Raw genomic sequence first — 15416 nt, forward strand, 5'->3', positions numbered from 1 at the left:
TCCCGGTTTCAAGGTGCTGGAGCGAGAGGCGCAATCACCACGGCCAAGAGAGACTGGCGTACTGCATGCGGCTTTCGCGCTTCAGCTCGTCCACCACGATCGTCGAAGTGCGAGCCGGGGGGCATGCCTGGGAAGAAAGCCAGTCACATAGCGCGTACAACTCGGCCTGCTCGGCTTCCAGTTCTGCCCGGGCAATGAGGGGACGAAGTGCCTGCGCACTTTCCGGCTGGCCTGGAGCCAAGCTGGGCGGATCTTCCAGGCCTCGACGCAGTCGCCGCAGGGGCAAGATCACTTCGGAGCGCCAACCGGCGATCTGCGAATCGGCGGAGGCGACTTCGTCTGGCGTGAGTGATCGTCCGAGCCGCGAGGCCGCGTACTCCTGAAAGAGGTGCAGCACGATGTCCAGCCCATGCGCATCCTGCAGACCGTGGAGATGCTTCGACTCGTCGGGCGTGAGGTCGCGATAGCGTGCCACGATGAAGTTCCACGCATCCTGCTTGCTGACGTGTTTTACATCGGTCATGGGAGGCAGCACTTTCGAATCTGACCGACGTTCAGGAACCGATGAACTTTGGATTGCGCTTGCCGTGGAAGGCCTCGACGCCCTCGCGGAAGTCATCGGAGCTCCGCAGCCGGCTGTAGCAATGACCTTCCAGCTCGATGGCCACGGTCAGCGTGGAGTCTTCCGTGTCGTTCAGCAGCTTCTTGGCGGTGCGTTGCGCGATCGGCGAGAAGGCGCGCAGCTCGTCGACCAGACGATCGGTGGCCGCTTCCAGCTCGGCATCGGGCACGCATTCGGTGGCCACGCCCCACTCGTACGCCTGCTGGCCCGGAATGCGGCGCGAACGCATCACGATGTCCTTGGTGCGGGTGATGCCCACCATCTTTTGCAGGCGTGCCGATCCGCCGGAGCCGGGGATCTGGCCCAGTTTCTGTTCGGGCAAGGCGTAGCGCGTGGTTTCGGTCACCAGCCGGAAGTCGCAGGCCAGCGAAATCTCGAAGCCGACACCGAAGCAGTAGCCACGGTTGGCGGCGATCACCGGCTTGCTGCAACGAGCGGGGGCGGCGATGTTCCAAGCCAGCTTGGAGACGTGCTCCGGGGATGCTTCCAGAAAGCCCTTGATGTCGCCGCCGCTGGAGAAGTGCTCGCCTTGGGCGCGCAGCACGATCACCCGCACGGCCGGGTTCTCGTCCAGCGACTCGAACACCAGCCGCAGCTGGTCGCGCTGGGACATGGAGATGATGTTGTAGGGCGGGCGGTGCAGCACGATGTCTGCGCGCTCGCGCTCGGCGTCGATCTGGACGCTGAAGCCATCCAGCTGTTGGAGCAGGGTTTGGGCCGGGTGGGTCAATTGGGTCATGGAAGGGCTCTCGTGGATCAATGGAAGAAAGGGATTCAGGGATTGGGCATGCGCACCAGGGCGGCCGGCTGAGGCCGGCGCAGGCCCTCCCAGCGTTTGACGAGATCACTGTGATCCACGTCGAACAGGTCCAGCACGCGGCCGACGGTGTGGTTGACCATGTCGTCGAGCGACGCGGGACGGACGTAGAAGGCCGGCACGGGCGGGAACACGATGGCGCCCATCTCGGTCACGGCGACCATGTTGCGAAGGTGTGCCAGGTTCAGGGGCGTCTCGCGCGCCAGGAGCACCAGGCGACGCCGTTCCTTCAGCACCACGTCGGCGGCGCGGCTGACCAGGTTGTCGGCCAGCCCATGTGCGATGCCGGCCAGTGTCTTCATCGAGCAGGGCGCTACCACCATGCCGGCGGTGTGGAAGGATCCGCTGGACACGACGGCGCCGATGTCCTTGACGCTGTGCACCTCGTCGGCCAGGGCCTCGATCTCGCTGCGCTTGAGGTCCACCTCCTGGGCGGCGGTGAGCGCGCCGGAGGCGGACAGCACCAGGTGCGTCTCCCACCCGGGCAGCGTGCGCAGCACCTGCAGCAGGCGGATGCCGTAGATGGCGCCGCTGGCACCGGTGATGGCCACGATCAGGCGCTTTGTGGTCATCTTTGCACCTTGCCGGTCTGGAAGTCGACGCGGGCCGAGGTGTCGATCAGCGCGTCCAGGTCCTCGGTGTCCTCACCCGGCACGCGCACCTTGGTGAATACGTGCTCGTGGTAGACCACCGGCCTGGTGGCATCCAGGCCCATCTTGGCGCTGATGCCCTGCACGTGGGACGGCGGCGCGCTGTTCTCGCCGAATTCCTGGCCCACCGTGGTGGAGGGATCGAGTACCGAGCCTTGCGCTCCGGCGATCACGACCAGGTCTCGGTCCGCCTGGAAGCGCGTGGCCACCGCCCATTCCACCTGCAGCGGGTCGTGCACCTCCACGTCGTCGTCCACGACCACCACCTGCTTGATGTCGTAGTGCGCTCCGAAGGCGGCGCAGATGACGTTCTTGGGCTGGCCTTCGTGGGTCTTCCTGATCTTGACGAACAGGTGGTAGCGACCGACGCCGCCGATCGACAGATGGACATCCAGCACGTTGGGGAAGCTGCGCTGCAGGTGGGCCAGCAGCGTCGCCTCGCGCGGGATGGAGCCCAGCAGGAGGTGCTCCATCTCCGCTGGCACGATGGTGTGGAAGACCGGATCGCGGCGATGGGTGATGGCGTCCACCTCGATCACCTCGCGGTGCTCGCGCGCGCTGTAGTACTTGGGGAACTCACCGAAGGGGCCTTCCAGCTCCTTGACGCCAGGGAGGATGCGTCCTTCGATCACCACCTCGGCGTCGGCCGGCACGCGCACGTCATTGGTCAGGCACTTGGCCACGCGCAGCGGCGCTCCGTGCAAGGCGCCGGCGATCTCCAGCTCGTCGCAATCAAGCGGGGCGATGGCCTGCGAGGCCAGCAGCGTGAGCGGGTCGACTCCGATCACCACCGCCACTTCCAGCGGCTGCTTGCGCGCTTCGGCCTCCTTGTAGAAGGCCCAGAGGTGGCGCGGCAGCATCAGGATGGCCATGCGCTCCTTGGAGTGGACCTGGATCCGGTTGATCGAGACGTTCTGCACCCCCGTCTTCGGGTTGCGGGCGATCACCAGGCCGGCGGTGATGTAGGGGCCGTTGTCGTGCTCGCTGTGGGTGGGGATGGGCAGCACCTGGCGCGGATCGACGCCCTTGTGTACCACCTGCTGGCAGAGCGCCTCGCCCGCCGGCACCTCCCGCCAGGGCAGCGGGTTCTCGGCGGCCTGGCGGAAGCGCTGCAGCAGTTGCGCCTCGGTCACGCCCATGGCTTCGGCGATCCAGCCGCGGCGCGACATGAAGCCCGACACCACCGGCACGTCATGCCCGCCGGGCCGGGGGAAATAGGCCGCCTGCCGGCCGTCGAGCCGCTTGGCGATGGCGGCCAGCTGGTGTTCGAGCTTCACGCCTTCGCGGATGACGGCCAGGCGGCCGGTGTCGGACAGGTGGGCCAGCCAGCGGCGCAGGTCGGTGGAAAGGGCGGGGGCGGAAGTGGTCATGGGTGTGCGGTGGTGAAGTGGGATCAGGCGGAACGGTTTTCGTCGGCCTGCAGGGGCGTGTACTCGCCAGCAACGAGCTTGCGGCGCAGCACCTTGCCGACGGGGGATTTGGGGATCTCGGCGACGAACACGTACTCGCGCGGCCGCTTGAAGTTGGGCAGGTCGGAGCTGCGGCAGTGCGCGTCCAGCGCCTGCGCATCCAGCGCCGCGCTGCCGTCGCGGGTGGTGACGAAGGCCACGACCCGCTGTCCCCAGCGCTCGTCCGACAGACCGGCCACGGCCACTTCGCCGACGCCAGGGCACAGCGAGATGACGGACTCGATGTCGACCGGCGAGATGTTCTCGCCGCCGCTGATGATCATGTCGTCCACCCGGCCCGTCACGAACAGGTCGCCGTCCTCGTCGAGGTAGCCGGTGTCGCCGGTGAAGTACCAGCCGCCGCGCAGGGACTTGGCATTGGCGTCCTTGCGTTTCCAGTAGCCCTCGAAGGCTTCGTCGCCGCGCAGGTCGGCAATGATCTGGCCCTCCACCCCCGGGCCCACGCGGTCGTCGACGTCGGACGCGTCCAGGCGCACCACACGCAGCCGGGTGTTGATGCCGGCGCGGCCGGCGCTGCCGGGCTTGTCCGGCGCCTGCTGGTCGACGGAGAAGGTGTACACCTCCGAGGAGCCGTAGTGGTTCACGAAGAGCTCGGGCTCGAAGGCCGCCTGCAGGCGTTTGAGCAGCGCGTCGTGCATGGGGGCGCCGGCAAAGCCCAGTTTCTTCACCGAGGCGATGTCGGGCCCGGGGCCGCTGCCGTGTCCGGCGCGCTCGCGCTGCGTCAGCAGGTCGTGATAGAGCGTGGGCACCAGGTACAGGCAGGTCAGGCGCTCGGCCTCGATCAGCACCAGCGCCTCCTGCGTGTCGAAGCGGGGCATGCATACGAACACGCCGTCGACCAGGGCCATGGCGAGCAGGGAGCGCACGCCCATCGTGTGGTACAGGGGCATCACGCCCAGCGTGCGTTCACCGCGGCGGTAGAGGTTCTGCGCCACGTGCGCCAGCGCCGCGGCGCGCTCCTGGCGGTGACGGCGCGGCACACCCTTGGGTTTGCCGGTGGTGCCCGAGGTGTAGAGCATCAGCGACAGGTCCTCGGCATCGGCTGCGGTCTGCAGGGGCGACGCCGGGCCGGCCAGCAGGGCCTCCCAATCGCAGGTGGCATCGCTGCCTTCGAGCGGGCCGACGCCGATGCGCAGCAGCTCACGCGCGGCGCCGCTGGCACGGGTGGCCTCCTCGCTGGAGGCGTCAAAAAACACGGCCTTGGCCTCGGCGTCGGCCAGGCAATAGTCGATTTCGTCGGCCTTGGCGCGCCAGTTCAGCGGCACGATCACCACGCCCAGGAACTGGCAGGCCCAGTGCAGGGTCGCCGCCTGGTGGCGGTTCTGCAGCACCGACAGCAGCCGGTCGCCCCGGCCCAGTCCCAGGCGCTCCAGGCCGGCCACCGTGCGGCCGATCTGCTCGTGCCACTGTGCATAGGTGAGGTGCACGCCGCTGTCCACCAGGGCGAGCGCGTGAGGGCTGCGTTCGACGCTTTGCAGGAAGGTCGTACCGAGGTCAAGCATGGATCAGTCTCCGATGTGGGGGACGGTCGCGGCCTGGCGGCGCAGCGACGCGGTTTCGAGCACCGCCGCCACGATGGGCGTGTAGCCGGTGCAGCGGCAAAGATGGCCCGACAGCATGTCGCGCACCTGCGCTTCGCTGGGGTCCGGGACACGCTTCAGGTAGTCGTCGCAGCTCATGAGGATGCCCGCGGTGCAGAAGCCGCACTGCAGGGCGTGGTGGCGCTTGAAGGCCTCCTGCAGGTCGGACATCGGCCCGTCCCCATCGCACAGTCCTTCGACCGTGTCGACGCGGCGGCCGTCGACCTGCAGCGCCAGCGTCAGGCAGGAGCGGCCGGCCACGCCGTCGATCTGCACGGTGCAGGCACCGCACACGCCGTGCTCGCAGCCCACGTGCGTGCCGGTCGCGCCCAGGCCTTCGCGCAGGAAGTCCGACAGCAGCATGCGCGGCTCGCAGGCTGCGCTGCGGGCGGCGCCGTTGAGCGTCAGGCGCACGGTGTGCTGGTGGTCGCGGCTGCACTGCTTCATCGGGAGGTCTCCGTGACTTGGGCGATCACCTGCGCGCCGAGCTGGCGCACGAGGTGGCGGCGGAAGGTGGCGCTGGCATGCGCGTCGTCCTGGGCTTCGAGCTCCCAGGCGAAGTCGTTGAGGGCGGCGGCCAGCTCGACGCCGCGCAGGCCGGCCGGCCACTGCGCCAGGCGCGGCCGGTCCGCCACCCCGCCGATGGCGAGGCAAAGGCCGCGTGCGTCGCTCACGGCGGCGGCTGAAACGATGGCGAAGTCGCCGTGGCGGGCCGAGAACTCCGTGAAGGCGCTGCGCTGGCCCGGCTGAGCCAGGGGGAAGCGCACCTGCTCCACCAGTTCGTCGGGCGCGCGCGCCGTCATCAGCATGCCCTGGAAGAACTCGCTCGCGGGCAGGGTGCGGCGCTTCCTGGCGTTGCGCAGCACCACCTCGCCGCCCAGCGCCAGCAGTACCAGCGGGATCTCGGCGCTCGGGTCGGCGTGGGCCACAGAGCCGCACACGGTGCCGCGGTTGCGAACCTGGAAATGCGAGATGAAGGGGAAGGCCTGCGCCAGCAGCGGCACTTCCCGCGCCAGGCTCGGGCGCCATTCCACGCTCGCTTGCGTGGCTGCCGCGCCCACGGCCAGCATGCTGCCTTCGCTGCGCACGAAGTCCAGTTCGTCGGTGCGCGAGATGTCGATCAGCACGCTGGGCTGCGCCAGCCGCATGTTGAGCACGGCCATCAGCGACTGGCCGCCGGCCAGGATCCGCGCCTCGGGCCCGAGCGCCTTGAGCTGCTGCACGGCCTCGTCGGCGGTTTCCGCACGCACGTAGTCGAAGGCCGCCGGCTTCATCGCGCCACTCCCAGGCGGGCCAGCAAGCGCTGCCACCATGAACCCGAAGGCGTGGCGCCTTTGCCGCCCGCCTGCCGGCCGAGTTGTTCGAACAGCTGCCGCAGCACGATTTTGGCCGCGCCCTCCAGCATGCGGCCACCCACGGCCGCCACCTTGCCCGAGACCTCGGCCTCGTAGTCGTAGCGCAGCAGCGTGCCGCCATCCCTGGGCTCGAGCGTGACCAGGCCGTTGCCCCTGGCCGCGCCCATGCTGGACAGGCCAGAGCCCGCCAGCCGCAGGCGGTGCGGCGGCTCCAGGTCGCTCAGCGCGATCTCGGCGGCATAGCGCGCCTTGATCATGCCCACGCCCACCGTCACGTCCGCGCGGTAACGGTTGGGGCCGGTCTGATGCAGTGCGTGGCAGCCGGGGATGACCCTGGCCAGGGCCGCCGGGTCCAGCAGCACGGCGAACACCGCCTCGGGTTCGGCCGGCAGCAGGATCTCGCCTTGCGCCGCCAGGGCCTTGCCGGCCTTGCCGCCCGCGGGCCTGACCAGCGCGGCGCCACGCGAGGGTGGCGGATCGTCCATGCCCAGCAGGTCCATCACGCGCGAGGGCGTCAGCGGCAGCGTGATGTCGGCCACGCCGAGCGCGTCGGCCACCGCGTTGGCGATGCAGGGCGGCGTGCTCATGTTGTTGCCCTCGCCCAGTCCCTTGGCGCCCAGCGGCGTGAACGGGCTGGGAGTCTCCAGGTGCACGATGATCGGGTCGGGCACCTCGCAGGTGGTGGGCACCAGGTAATCGGCGAAGGTGCCGGACTGGAAGCTGCCGTCGCTGCCATATCGGAACTCCTCCATCAGCGCCGCGCCGAGTCCCTGGGCGAATGCGCCGCGGATCTGGCCGTCGGCCAGGGCCGGGTTCAGGAGGGTGCCGGCGTCGTGTGTGGTGACGTAGCGGTCGATGCGGACGCGGCCGGTGGCGCGATCCACCTCGACGGCGCAGATGTCGAATGCGAAGCCGTAGGCCGCCGACGTATTGACGCGGTCGTCCTCGTCCGGGGCCGTCAGCTGCGGCGGTGACCAGAAGGCCGTCTCGCGCAAGCCCACGGGCTCGCCCTCGGGCAGCAGGCCGGGCGCCCAGTGCGGGCTGGCAGCCAGCCGGCCGAAAGGCTGGCCGCGCTCGGGCGCGTCCTTGGGATAGACTTTGCCGCCTGAGAACACAACCTGATCGGGCTCGCATCCAAACTGAGCGGCGGCGATTCGCGCGAGCTTGTCGCGCAGGCGCTGGCAAGCCAGATGCAGAGTGCCGGCCACGGCTCCGGCGAAGCGGCTGGAATAGTTGCCGGCTGCTACCGACCAGGCGTCCTTGGCGGTGTCAAACTCGGTGTTCACCGACACCTCGTCCGGATCGACGCCGAACACGTCGGCCGCCAGCTGGGCGCACACGGTGCGGTGGCCTTGGCCGGCCGGCGCGGAGGCGATGACCACCGTCAGGCCGCCCAGCGGGTCGATGCTCACGGTGGCGGCGGCGATGGCGCCGTTCTTCGGACCTGCTTTGGCGCGCTGCTCGCGGGGCAGCACAGTCGTGATGTAGCCCATGTTGGAGACGGAGGGCTCCACGATGGCTGCGAAGCCGATGCCGTACAGCCGGCCCTCGCTGCGCGCGGCCGCCTGTCGCTGGCGCAGCTCGTCCAGGCGGCCATCGCGCAGCGCCAGCTCCAGGGCGCGCTGGTAGTCCCCAGAGTCGATCAGGGCGCCGGCGGCGGCCCGGTAGGGAAACGCGTCGCGGGGAATGAAGTTGCGGCGATAGACGTCCAGCGGGTCGAGGTTGAGTTCGACCGCGATGCGCTGCACCAGGCGCTCCAGCGCGAAGTACACCTGTGGCCCTCCGAAGCCGCGCACCAGGCCGGTGGGCGTCTTGCTGGTCAGCACCACCCGGTTGCGCACGCTGAGGTTGGGGATGGCATAGGCGCCAGTCAGGCAGCCGTGCATGCGGTAGAAGGTGGCGGGTTCTGGCGCGCGCAGGTAGCCGCCGCAGTCGTCTAACTGGTCCAGCGACAAGGCGGTGATGCGGCCGTCGGCTTCCACCGCTGCAGCCGCATGGCACAGGCGGCCGGTGGCCGAGGTGGCGGCGGTCAGGTGCTCGAGCCGGTCTTCCACCCACTTGACAGGTGCGCCGGCCTTTCGCGCCGCCAGGCACATCAGCACGGCCGGGTTGAGCACGGCCTGCTTGACCCCGAAGCTGCCGCCGGAATCCGGGAACGTGCGGTGGCGCAGCTTGTTGCCCTGCACCTTGAGCGCCATCGCCATCACGGTGTGCAGCGAGAACGGCCCCATGAAGTTGGACTGCACGTCATAACCTTCCTGATCGGAGAGGAACTCCGCCACCACCACCGCGCATTCGATCGGCGTGCAAGAGTTGCGCGGGTATTCGACCGTGAGCGCAACGCGGTGCGGAGCGAGGGCAAAGGCCTGTTCTGGGTCGCCGTAGCGGAAGCTGCGGTCGCTCACCACATTGCTGCCGACCTTCTCGTGCAGCACCGGCGCGCCTTCCGCGATCGCGGCGCGGATGTTCACGACCGGCGGCAGGGATTCGTAGTCGGCCTCCAGCAGTTCCAGCGCATCCTCTGCGAGGTAGCGGCTCTCGGCGACCACCACGGCGACCGGCTCGCCCACGTAGCGCACCTTGTCCACTGCCAGGGCCCACAGTTCCATCGGCGCCTTCACGCCAACGATGAAGGGCTTGGACCAGCGTTGCACGTCCGCGGCGGTCAGGACGGCGCGCACGCCGGGCAGTGCCATGACCTTGTCGGCACGAACGGCCAGAAGCCGGGCGTGGGCATGCGGCGAGCGCAGCACCGCGGCGTGCAGCGTGCCGGCGCGCACGGGCGCGTCGTCACCGAAACGGCCGCGGCCGGTCAGCAGCGGGCGGTCTTCGACACGCTGCGCGCGGCGGCCCAGGTGGGGGGAAGCGGTGTGTGTTTCAAGCATGAGGGAAGCGGATCGGACCGGTGCCCGGCGACTCAGTCCACCGTGATGTTGCGGTCGTTCACGACCTTCTTCCACAGGGCCATCTGGCCATCGATGAAGCTGCGGAATTTCGCCGGCGTGCCGCCGTCGGGCGCGACACCCTGTGCGGCGAAGGCCTTCTTCACCTCGTCCTCGTGCAGCATTCGATTGAGGTCGCTGTTGAGCTTGTCAACGACGGACTGCGGCGTGCCGGACGGCACCACGAAGCCATGCCAGGACGAAACCTCGTAACCGGGGATTCCGGCTTCTGCGGCCGTGGGCACGTCGGGCAGCAGAGGCGAGCGCTTCGGCGCCGCGATGACGAGCGGACGCACGCGGTTCATCTGCATGAAGGGCATCGCGTGAGGCAGCAGGTCCAGGGCCACATCAAACTGGCCACCGGCCAGGTCCGTCAGCATGGGGGTGCTCCCCTTGTAGGGGATCTGGCGCATCTGCGTGCCCGTGGCGTTTTCGAACAACGCCATCGCCAGGTGGTTCGAGGAACCGGCACCCGAGGAGCCATAGGTCAACACATTCGGCTTGGCGCGGGCCGCGGCAAGGAATTCCGCGGCGGTGCGGTACGGACTCTGCGCGTGGGTCACCAGCAGCATGGGCGAGCGCCCCGCCAGCATCACCGGCGCGAAGGCCTTCTGCGTGTCGTACGCGATGTTCTTGTACAGCCAGGGGTTGGCGGCGTACGGGAACTGCACGACCAGGATGGTGTGGCCATCGGGCGCCGCGCCGGCCACTTCCCTGGTGCCGATCATGGTGCCCGCGCCCGGCTTGTTGTCGACGATCACCGGCTTCTTCCAGTAGTCGCCCAGGTGCTTGGCCGCGAGCCGGCCCAGGGTGTCATTGAAGCCGCCGGCCGGATAGGGCACGACGATGCGCACCGGCTTGGTCGGGTACTCCTGCGCCTGGGCGGCGCCGATGACGCAGGCGGCGAGGACTGCGAGCACTTGCAGCGCTTTGCGGGGGGTGGGGAACATGAAATTGTCTCCGTTGATTGAGTGTTCTCGGGCGGGCGGGCGCGGGGCGGGACTGCTCTGTGGAGGGCCAGTCTAGGAGTGCGGTGATATCAGGTCAATTAACGTTTTATGATGCTTCAATTCAGATAAAGTGATAGCCTAGGCGATCATGGAATTCCGGCAGATCCAGTACTTCATCAGTCTTTACGAGGACGGTTCGGTGACGCGGGCGGCACGCCGCCTGCATATCGTCCAGTCGGCACTCAGCATGCAGATGGCCAAGCTCGAGGCGGAGGTGGGGCAGCGTCTCTTCGTGCGCACTTCCCAAGGCATGCAGCCGACCCCCGAAGGGCGCCGCCTGTACCGTCTGTTCCTGCCGGTGGTGACCGGTTTCCAACGGGCGCGCGAACAGGTCGTCGAAGCCACAGGCGAGCTGAGCGGGGAGGTGCGCTTCGGGATGATCGCGTCCATCGCGCAAGGCGTGCTGGTCGACGCGCTCCTGGAGTTTTCCCCGGCACATCCAAAGGTCGATCTGTCGATGACGGATGGCTTCAGCGGCGACCTCATCGATGCGGTGGCGCTTGGCCAGCTCGATGTGGCGGTCATCAACAAGCCGCGAAGGGCCCTGACCCTCAAGAGCGAAACCATTGCCGAGGAGGACCTACTCCTGGTGACGGGGCCGGCCCACGCAGACGTGCCCCCATCCATGAGGTTCAGTGGACTGGCGGCCATGAAGCTGGTGTTTCCCACGCGCCGGCATGGTCTGCGGGGCGTCATCGAGAGCTTCGCCGAAGCGGAGGATGTGAATCTAAGCCCGAGCCTCGAAATAGATTCCATCAGCGCGATCTTGAAGCTGGTGCGCGAGAGCGATTTCTGCACACTCCTGCCCCATGTCGCCGTAAGAGGCCAACTCGAACGCTCGGAATTGAAGGGGCATCGCTTTGTTTCCCCTCGATTGAGGCGGCAGATCGTGGCCGTCACCGATCCGCGAAGGCCGCTCAATCCTGCTGCCGCCGCTTTCCTCTCCGTCTTGCGACGCCATCTGGTGGGCCTGGGGTCTGTGCCGCCCCAGGGCGGTGACGGACGGGCGTGAATCCCTCGCCGCTGGTGCGCCGTCGCGGCTTGCTTGTGCCACCACCCATTCCAGCAGGACCGCCTCATACGCTGATTCGGCTCAGCAGCGCCGCGCGCCCGGCGTCGTTCGAGGAATCGCCCTGGGCCACCACCCGACCGCGCTCGATCAGGTAGTAGCGCGTGGTGAGCCGTATCGCCCGGCGCACGTTCTGCTCGACGAGAACGATGGGAATCCCCTCGCGGGCGAGCTGCCCGATCAGCAGGAACAGCTCCTCCACGATCATCGGCGCCAGGCCCTCAGTGGGCTCGTCGATCAGGAGCAGCCGCGGCGCACCGGCCAGCACGCGCGCGATCGCCAGCATCTGTTGCTCGCCGCCCGATAGCGTGGTCCCCATCTGGCGCCGCCGTTCGGCCAGCCGCGGAAAGCGCTGGTAGATCTCGTCGAGCTTCGCGCTCGACGCGGCCCTGCTGCGTGCCGGACACTGCATCTGACCGAGGCGCAGGTTCTCCTCGACAGTGAGGCCGGGAAAGATGCGTCGGTCCTCCGGCACCAGCCCGATCCCGCGCCGGCAGATCCGATCTGGGGCCACGCCACGCAAGCTCTCGCCCTCGAACAGCACCTCGCCCTGCGACGGCGGTACCCACCCGGCGATGGTCTTGATCACAGTGGTCTTGCCCACGCCGTTGCGCCCGAAAAGCCCCACTACCTCGCCCTTGCCGACGTGCAGGTCGATGCCCTGCAGCACGTGGCTCAGGCCATAGTGCGTGTGAACGTCCTTCAGTTCCAGCATCAGTGCGCCTCTCCGAAATAGGCGGTCTGAACCGCCGCATTGGCCCGCACGGCCGCCGGCGCTCCCTCGGCCAGCTTCTGGCCCTGGTGCATCACGACCACGTGATCGGACAGGTCCATGACCAGGTCGACGTCGTGTTCCACCAGCAGGATCGAAAGACCGTCTTGGCGTACAAGGCGGCGAATGAGCACTTCGGTGTCGCGCGTGTCGGCATGGCTCATGCCCTGCGTGGGCTCATCCAGCAGCAGCATGCGCGGCCGCGATGCCAGCGCCACCGCGATCTCCAGCCGCCGCTGTTCGCCGTGCGAAAGGAAGCCAGCGACCTCGTCCGCATTGCGGGTCAGTTCAAATTGCGCCAGCAGCTCCTCCACCCGCTGCGCCGCCCGCGCGCTGCGCGAGAGGGAACGCAGGAGGCCCTGGCCTTGCTCGAGATATTGAGCGGCCAGGCGCAGGTTTTCGCGCACCGGCAGCTCGAAGAACAGGTTGGTGATCTGGAACGAACGCGACAGGCCGGCGGCCAGCATCCGCTGCGGCGGCAGGCCCGTCACCTCGCGCCCGTCGAAGTGCACCGTGCCCGCGCTGGGACGAATCGCGCCGCTGATCAGGTTGAACAAGCTGCTCTTGCCAGCCCCATTGGGTCCGATCACCGCGGTGATCTGTCCGGCCAGGGCCTCGAAGCTCAAATCGTGCACCGCCCGCAGCGCGCCGAACTGCACGCTCAGACCATTGACCGAAAGAACGGCGCTCACTGGGCGGCCCTCCCCTGCCTGGATCCGCGCCGCGCGTCCAGCCACCGCTGCAGGGCGGGCGCCCCGTAGCCGACCAGACCGCGCGGCATCAGGATCACGACGGTGACAAACAGCACGCCGATCACGATGTGATGGTGGGTCGTGAACGAGCCGACCACCGAACGCAGGCCCGTCAGCAGCGCGGTGCCGTACAAGGGCCCGATCAGGCTTCCCGTGCCACCGACGATCACGTTGATGACCGCGTTGCCGGACACTTGGAAGAACATCAGCTCCGGCGACACGAAGCCGCGCAGCATCGGGTACAGCGCGCCGCTGCCGCCGGCGATGCCGGCAGCCAGCACGAAAGCCGTCAGCTTGTAGCGCCACGGGTCGAAGCCGAGGAAGGCCACCCGATGCTCGTTGGCACGGATCGCATCGAGCAGCCGCCCAAATGGCGTGTCCATCAGGTAGCGCACCCCGAGGTACACCGCACCGATGTATGCCAGGACCACGAGGAAGAAACCCGCCGGCGAGGCCGAGGTGAGGCCGGGAAGGATGACCGCCCCGGGAACGCCGATGATGCCGTCGGAGGCGCCCAGCTCGCGTGTGTTGTAGACCACCTTGGAAACCACCTGCGCCAGTCCGAAGCTGATGAGGGCGAAATACACGCCCTTGGCGCGGATGGCGATGACGCCTCCGACCAGTCCGACCGCCGCGCTGGCGACGAGGGTGACTCCCAGCGCGACCCAGAAGGAAGCGCTCCACTCCTTGAGCACCAGTGCCGAGACATAGGCGCCCAGTCCGAAGAACAGCGCCTGCCCGAGCGGCAGCAACCCGGTACGTCCGAGCAGCAGGTCGACGGAGAGCGCCAGGCCGCCGAAGATCAGCGCCTCCGTCGCCAGCCGGAGGAAGAAGACGTCGCCCTTCAGGAAAGCGACGGCGGCGAACACCAGCGCGCCGCCGAAGAAGGCCGTCGCCAGCCATCGCGTGGCACTCCAGCGGCGGCGCCCGGAGCTCACCGGCGCGGGGAGGATGGGGAGTACCGTGTCATGCATGACCGAGCCTCCCGAACAGGCCTTGTGGCCGCCACATCAGCACCAGCACCATGATCCCGAACAGCAGGGGGTCGCTCCAGACCGGCGAGATGAACAGGCTCGAGAGCGACTGCACCTGCGTCAGCAACAGGCCCGCCAGCACCGCGCCCTTGATCGAGCCCATGCCGCCGATGATCACGACGCTGAACGCGATCAGCACGAAGTCGCGGCCCATGGTCGGGAACACCGAATAGATCGGCGCCAGCAGCACGCCGGCCATAGCCGCCAGCGCCGCGCCGAAGGCAAATGTGCCGGCATACACGCGCGCCACCGGCACGCCCAGCGATGCACTCATATGGCGGTCGAAGGCGGCGGCGCGCACCACGGCGCCCAGCGAAGTGCGAAACACCAGCAACCACACCGCCGCGATCAGGGCCCCGCCGAACAGCATGACGAAGAGGCGGTAGTTCGGGAAGAACAGCCCCACCATTTCCGTCGCGCCCGTGATCGGCGACTCCACGCGCACGGGGTTGGCGCCGAAAACGATCTTGAGCAGGTCTTCCAGCACCACCGCCACGCCGAAGGTCAGCAGCAGCGTGAGCGTATGCCGATCCCGGCTGTGGAAGACCCGCTGCACCAGGCCACGTTCGGTTAGATAGCCCAGCACCGCCATGATCAGCGGCGCCAGGACCAGTGCCGCCCAGAATGACAGGCCCAGGCCGAGCAGCACCACGGCCAGGTAGGCGCCGATGGCGTAAAACTCGCCGTGCGCCATGTTGATCACGTCCAGCAAGCCGAAGATGATCGTCAGGCCCAGCGCCATCAGCACCACGGCCACCCCGATGGACAGGCCGTTGATCATCTGCGGCGCCAGCACGAACTGAAGCCATTCCAGGGTAGCGCTCATGGACGTCTGCTCTTTCGTTCAGAAACGGGTACAGGTGTCCGGACCGATGGCGGCGTCCGCCTTGACGCGCCCGACGATCTCGAACTTTCCGTTGTTGACCCGCATGGCGTACATCTCCTGCATGGCCTGGTGATCGCCCGCGCGCATCGTCTTGAGCCCCTGCGGAGTGCTCCACTGGAGGCCGCGCATCGCTTCGCGCACTTTGTCGGTGTCGGTGCTCTTCGCCTTCTCCACGGCGGCCTTGTAGAAGAAGAGCACGCCATAGCTGTCGGCTCCGTACAGGTCGGGCGCCGCGTTGTTGGCGGCCTGGAAGTCGGCGACGAACTTCTTGTTCTCGGGCGTGTCGATCCCGGTCGCATAGCCGACGCCGGTGACGAAGCCGTCCGCCGCCTTGCCGATGGCGGGCATGTTCTGCGACGTCACCGTTCCCGAAGCGCCGACCACCTGCACGCTGCGGTTGAGGCCGAACTCCGCCAGCTGCGTGAACAGGCGGACCGTGTCGTTGCCGGCCACCGAGG

General features: G+C 68.1%; 15 protein-coding genes. 1 reads left to right on the plus strand and 14 read right to left on the minus strand.

Features of this window, described 5'->3' with window-relative positions:
* Window positions 1-34: 34 nt before the first annotated feature.
* The 9 genes from AB7F11_RS18570 to AB7F11_RS18610 are packed head-to-tail and all read right to left on the minus strand — an operon-like array spanning window position 35 to window position 10385.
* Window positions 35-523, minus strand: coding sequence for a DUF2390 domain-containing protein (locus tag AB7F11_RS18570; RefSeq protein WP_428288708.1), 489 nt, complete (start codon window positions 521-523; stop codon window positions 35-37).
* Window positions 524-554: 31 nt separating this feature from the next.
* Window positions 555-1361, minus strand: coding sequence for an enoyl-CoA hydratase/isomerase family protein (locus tag AB7F11_RS18575; RefSeq protein ID WP_428300308.1), 807 nt, complete (start codon window positions 1359-1361; stop codon window positions 555-557).
* Window positions 1362-1396: 35 nt separating this feature from the next.
* Window positions 1397-2011 (minus strand): UbiX family flavin prenyltransferase, encoded by a 615-nt coding sequence (locus AB7F11_RS18580; protein ID WP_305726074.1) that lies wholly within the window; start codon window positions 2009-2011, stop codon window positions 1397-1399.
* Window positions 2008-3459, minus strand: coding sequence for a UbiD family decarboxylase (locus tag AB7F11_RS18585; RefSeq protein WP_305726075.1), 1452 nt, complete (start codon window positions 3457-3459; stop codon window positions 2008-2010). The genes AB7F11_RS18580 and AB7F11_RS18585 overlap by 4 nt, the downstream gene beginning before the upstream one ends.
* Before the next feature lie 23 nt (window positions 3460-3482).
* Window positions 3483-5060, minus strand: a complete 1578-nt coding sequence (locus AB7F11_RS18590; RefSeq protein WP_428288710.1) for an AMP-binding protein — start codon at window positions 5058-5060, stop codon at window positions 3483-3485.
* 3 nt (window positions 5061-5063) lie between these two features.
* Window positions 5064-5585 (minus strand): (2Fe-2S)-binding protein, encoded by a 522-nt coding sequence (locus tag AB7F11_RS18595; protein WP_428288711.1) that lies wholly within the window; start codon window positions 5583-5585, stop codon window positions 5064-5066.
* On the minus strand, window positions 5582-6412 hold the full coding sequence (locus tag AB7F11_RS18600) for an FAD binding domain-containing protein (protein ID WP_428288712.1): 831 nt from the start codon (window positions 6410-6412) through the stop codon (window positions 5582-5584). Before AB7F11_RS18600 ends, AB7F11_RS18595 begins: the two co-directional genes overlap by 4 nt.
* Window positions 6409-9378, minus strand: coding sequence for a xanthine dehydrogenase family protein molybdopterin-binding subunit (locus tag AB7F11_RS18605; RefSeq protein WP_428299962.1), 2970 nt, complete (start codon window positions 9376-9378; stop codon window positions 6409-6411). Before AB7F11_RS18605 ends, AB7F11_RS18600 begins: the two co-directional genes overlap by 4 nt.
* Window positions 9379-9410: 32 nt before the next feature.
* Window positions 9411-10385 (minus strand): Bug family tripartite tricarboxylate transporter substrate binding protein, encoded by a 975-nt coding sequence (locus AB7F11_RS18610; RefSeq protein WP_428288714.1) that lies wholly within the window; start codon window positions 10383-10385, stop codon window positions 9411-9413.
* Window positions 10386-10533: 148 nt separating this feature from the next.
* On the opposite strand from AB7F11_RS18610, the gene AB7F11_RS18615 reads away from it, so the two are divergent.
* Window positions 10534-11457 (plus strand): LysR family transcriptional regulator, encoded by a 924-nt coding sequence (locus AB7F11_RS18615; RefSeq protein WP_428288715.1) that lies wholly within the window; start codon window positions 10534-10536, stop codon window positions 11455-11457.
* A 64-nt stretch (window positions 11458-11521) separates the two neighbouring features.
* Here AB7F11_RS18615 and AB7F11_RS18620 read toward each other — a convergent pair whose 3' ends face one another.
* From AB7F11_RS18620 to AB7F11_RS18640, 5 genes are all read right to left on the minus strand, one after another.
* The gene (locus AB7F11_RS18620) at window positions 11522-12232 is read right to left on the minus strand and encodes an ABC transporter ATP-binding protein (protein ID WP_305726120.1); all 711 of its coding nucleotides are present in this window, start codon (window positions 12230-12232) and stop codon (window positions 11522-11524) included.
* Window positions 12229-12945 (minus strand): ABC transporter ATP-binding protein, encoded by a 717-nt coding sequence (locus AB7F11_RS18625; RefSeq protein WP_428288716.1) that lies wholly within the window; start codon window positions 12943-12945, stop codon window positions 12229-12231. Before AB7F11_RS18625 ends, AB7F11_RS18620 begins: the two co-directional genes overlap by 4 nt.
* A gap of 29 nt (window positions 12946-12974) precedes the next feature.
* The gene (locus tag AB7F11_RS18630) at window positions 12975-14012 is read right to left on the minus strand and encodes a branched-chain amino acid ABC transporter permease (protein ID WP_428288717.1); all 1038 of its coding nucleotides are present in this window, start codon (window positions 14010-14012) and stop codon (window positions 12975-12977) included.
* Window positions 14005-14898: a branched-chain amino acid ABC transporter permease gene (locus AB7F11_RS18635; RefSeq protein ID WP_428288718.1), complete on the minus strand. Its 894-nt coding sequence runs from the start codon at window positions 14896-14898 to the stop codon at window positions 14005-14007. The genes AB7F11_RS18630 and AB7F11_RS18635 overlap by 8 nt, the downstream gene beginning before the upstream one ends.
* An 18-nt stretch (window positions 14899-14916) precedes the next feature.
* A partial coding sequence (locus AB7F11_RS18640) for an ABC transporter substrate-binding protein (RefSeq protein ID WP_428300802.1) occupies window positions 14917-15416 on the minus strand: 500 nt, incomplete at its 5' end.

This window comes from Hydrogenophaga sp. (assembly GCF_050250835.1).
In the GTDB taxonomy this organism is placed as follows: Bacteria; Pseudomonadota; Gammaproteobacteria; order Burkholderiales; family Burkholderiaceae_C; genus Hydrogenophaga.

Excerpts from the sequence above, each read along its gene's own strand:
- AB7F11_RS18615 (WP_428288715.1), top strand. The coding sequence starts at position 10,534 with ATGGAATTCCGGCAGATCCAGTACTTCATCAGTCTTTACGAGGACGGT.
- AB7F11_RS18585 (WP_305726075.1), bottom strand. The coding sequence starts at position 3,459 with ATGACCACTTCCGCCCCCGCCCTTTCCACCGACCTGCGCCGCTGGCTG.
- AB7F11_RS18600 (WP_428288712.1), bottom strand. The coding sequence starts at position 6,412 with ATGAAGCCGGCGGCCTTCGACTACGTGCGTGCGGAAACCGCCGACGAG.
- AB7F11_RS18610 (WP_428288714.1), bottom strand. The coding sequence starts at position 10,385 with ATGTTCCCCACCCCCCGCAAAGCGCTGCAAGTGCTCGCAGTCCTCGCC.
- AB7F11_RS18630 (WP_428288717.1), bottom strand. The coding sequence starts at position 14,012 with ATGCATGACACGGTACTCCCCATCCTCCCCGCGCCGGTGAGCTCCGGG.
- AB7F11_RS18595 (WP_428288711.1), bottom strand. The coding sequence starts at position 5,585 with ATGAAGCAGTGCAGCCGCGACCACCAGCACACCGTGCGCCTGACGCTC.
- AB7F11_RS18605 (WP_428299962.1), bottom strand. The coding sequence starts at position 9,378 with ATGCTTGAAACACACACCGCTTCCCCCCACCTGGGCCGCCGCGCGCAG.
- AB7F11_RS18590 (WP_428288710.1), bottom strand. The coding sequence starts at position 5,060 with ATGCTTGACCTCGGTACGACCTTCCTGCAAAGCGTCGAACGCAGCCCT.
- AB7F11_RS18575 (WP_428300308.1), bottom strand. The coding sequence starts at position 1,361 with ATGACCCAATTGACCCACCCGGCCCAAACCCTGCTCCAACAGCTGGAT.
- AB7F11_RS18570 (WP_428288708.1), bottom strand. The coding sequence starts at position 523 with ATGACCGATGTAAAACACGTCAGCAAGCAGGATGCGTGGAACTTCATC.
- AB7F11_RS18635 (WP_428288718.1), bottom strand. The coding sequence starts at position 14,898 with ATGAGCGCTACCCTGGAATGGCTTCAGTTCGTGCTGGCGCCGCAGATG.
- AB7F11_RS18580 (WP_305726074.1), bottom strand. The coding sequence starts at position 2,011 with ATGACCACAAAGCGCCTGATCGTGGCCATCACCGGTGCCAGCGGCGCC.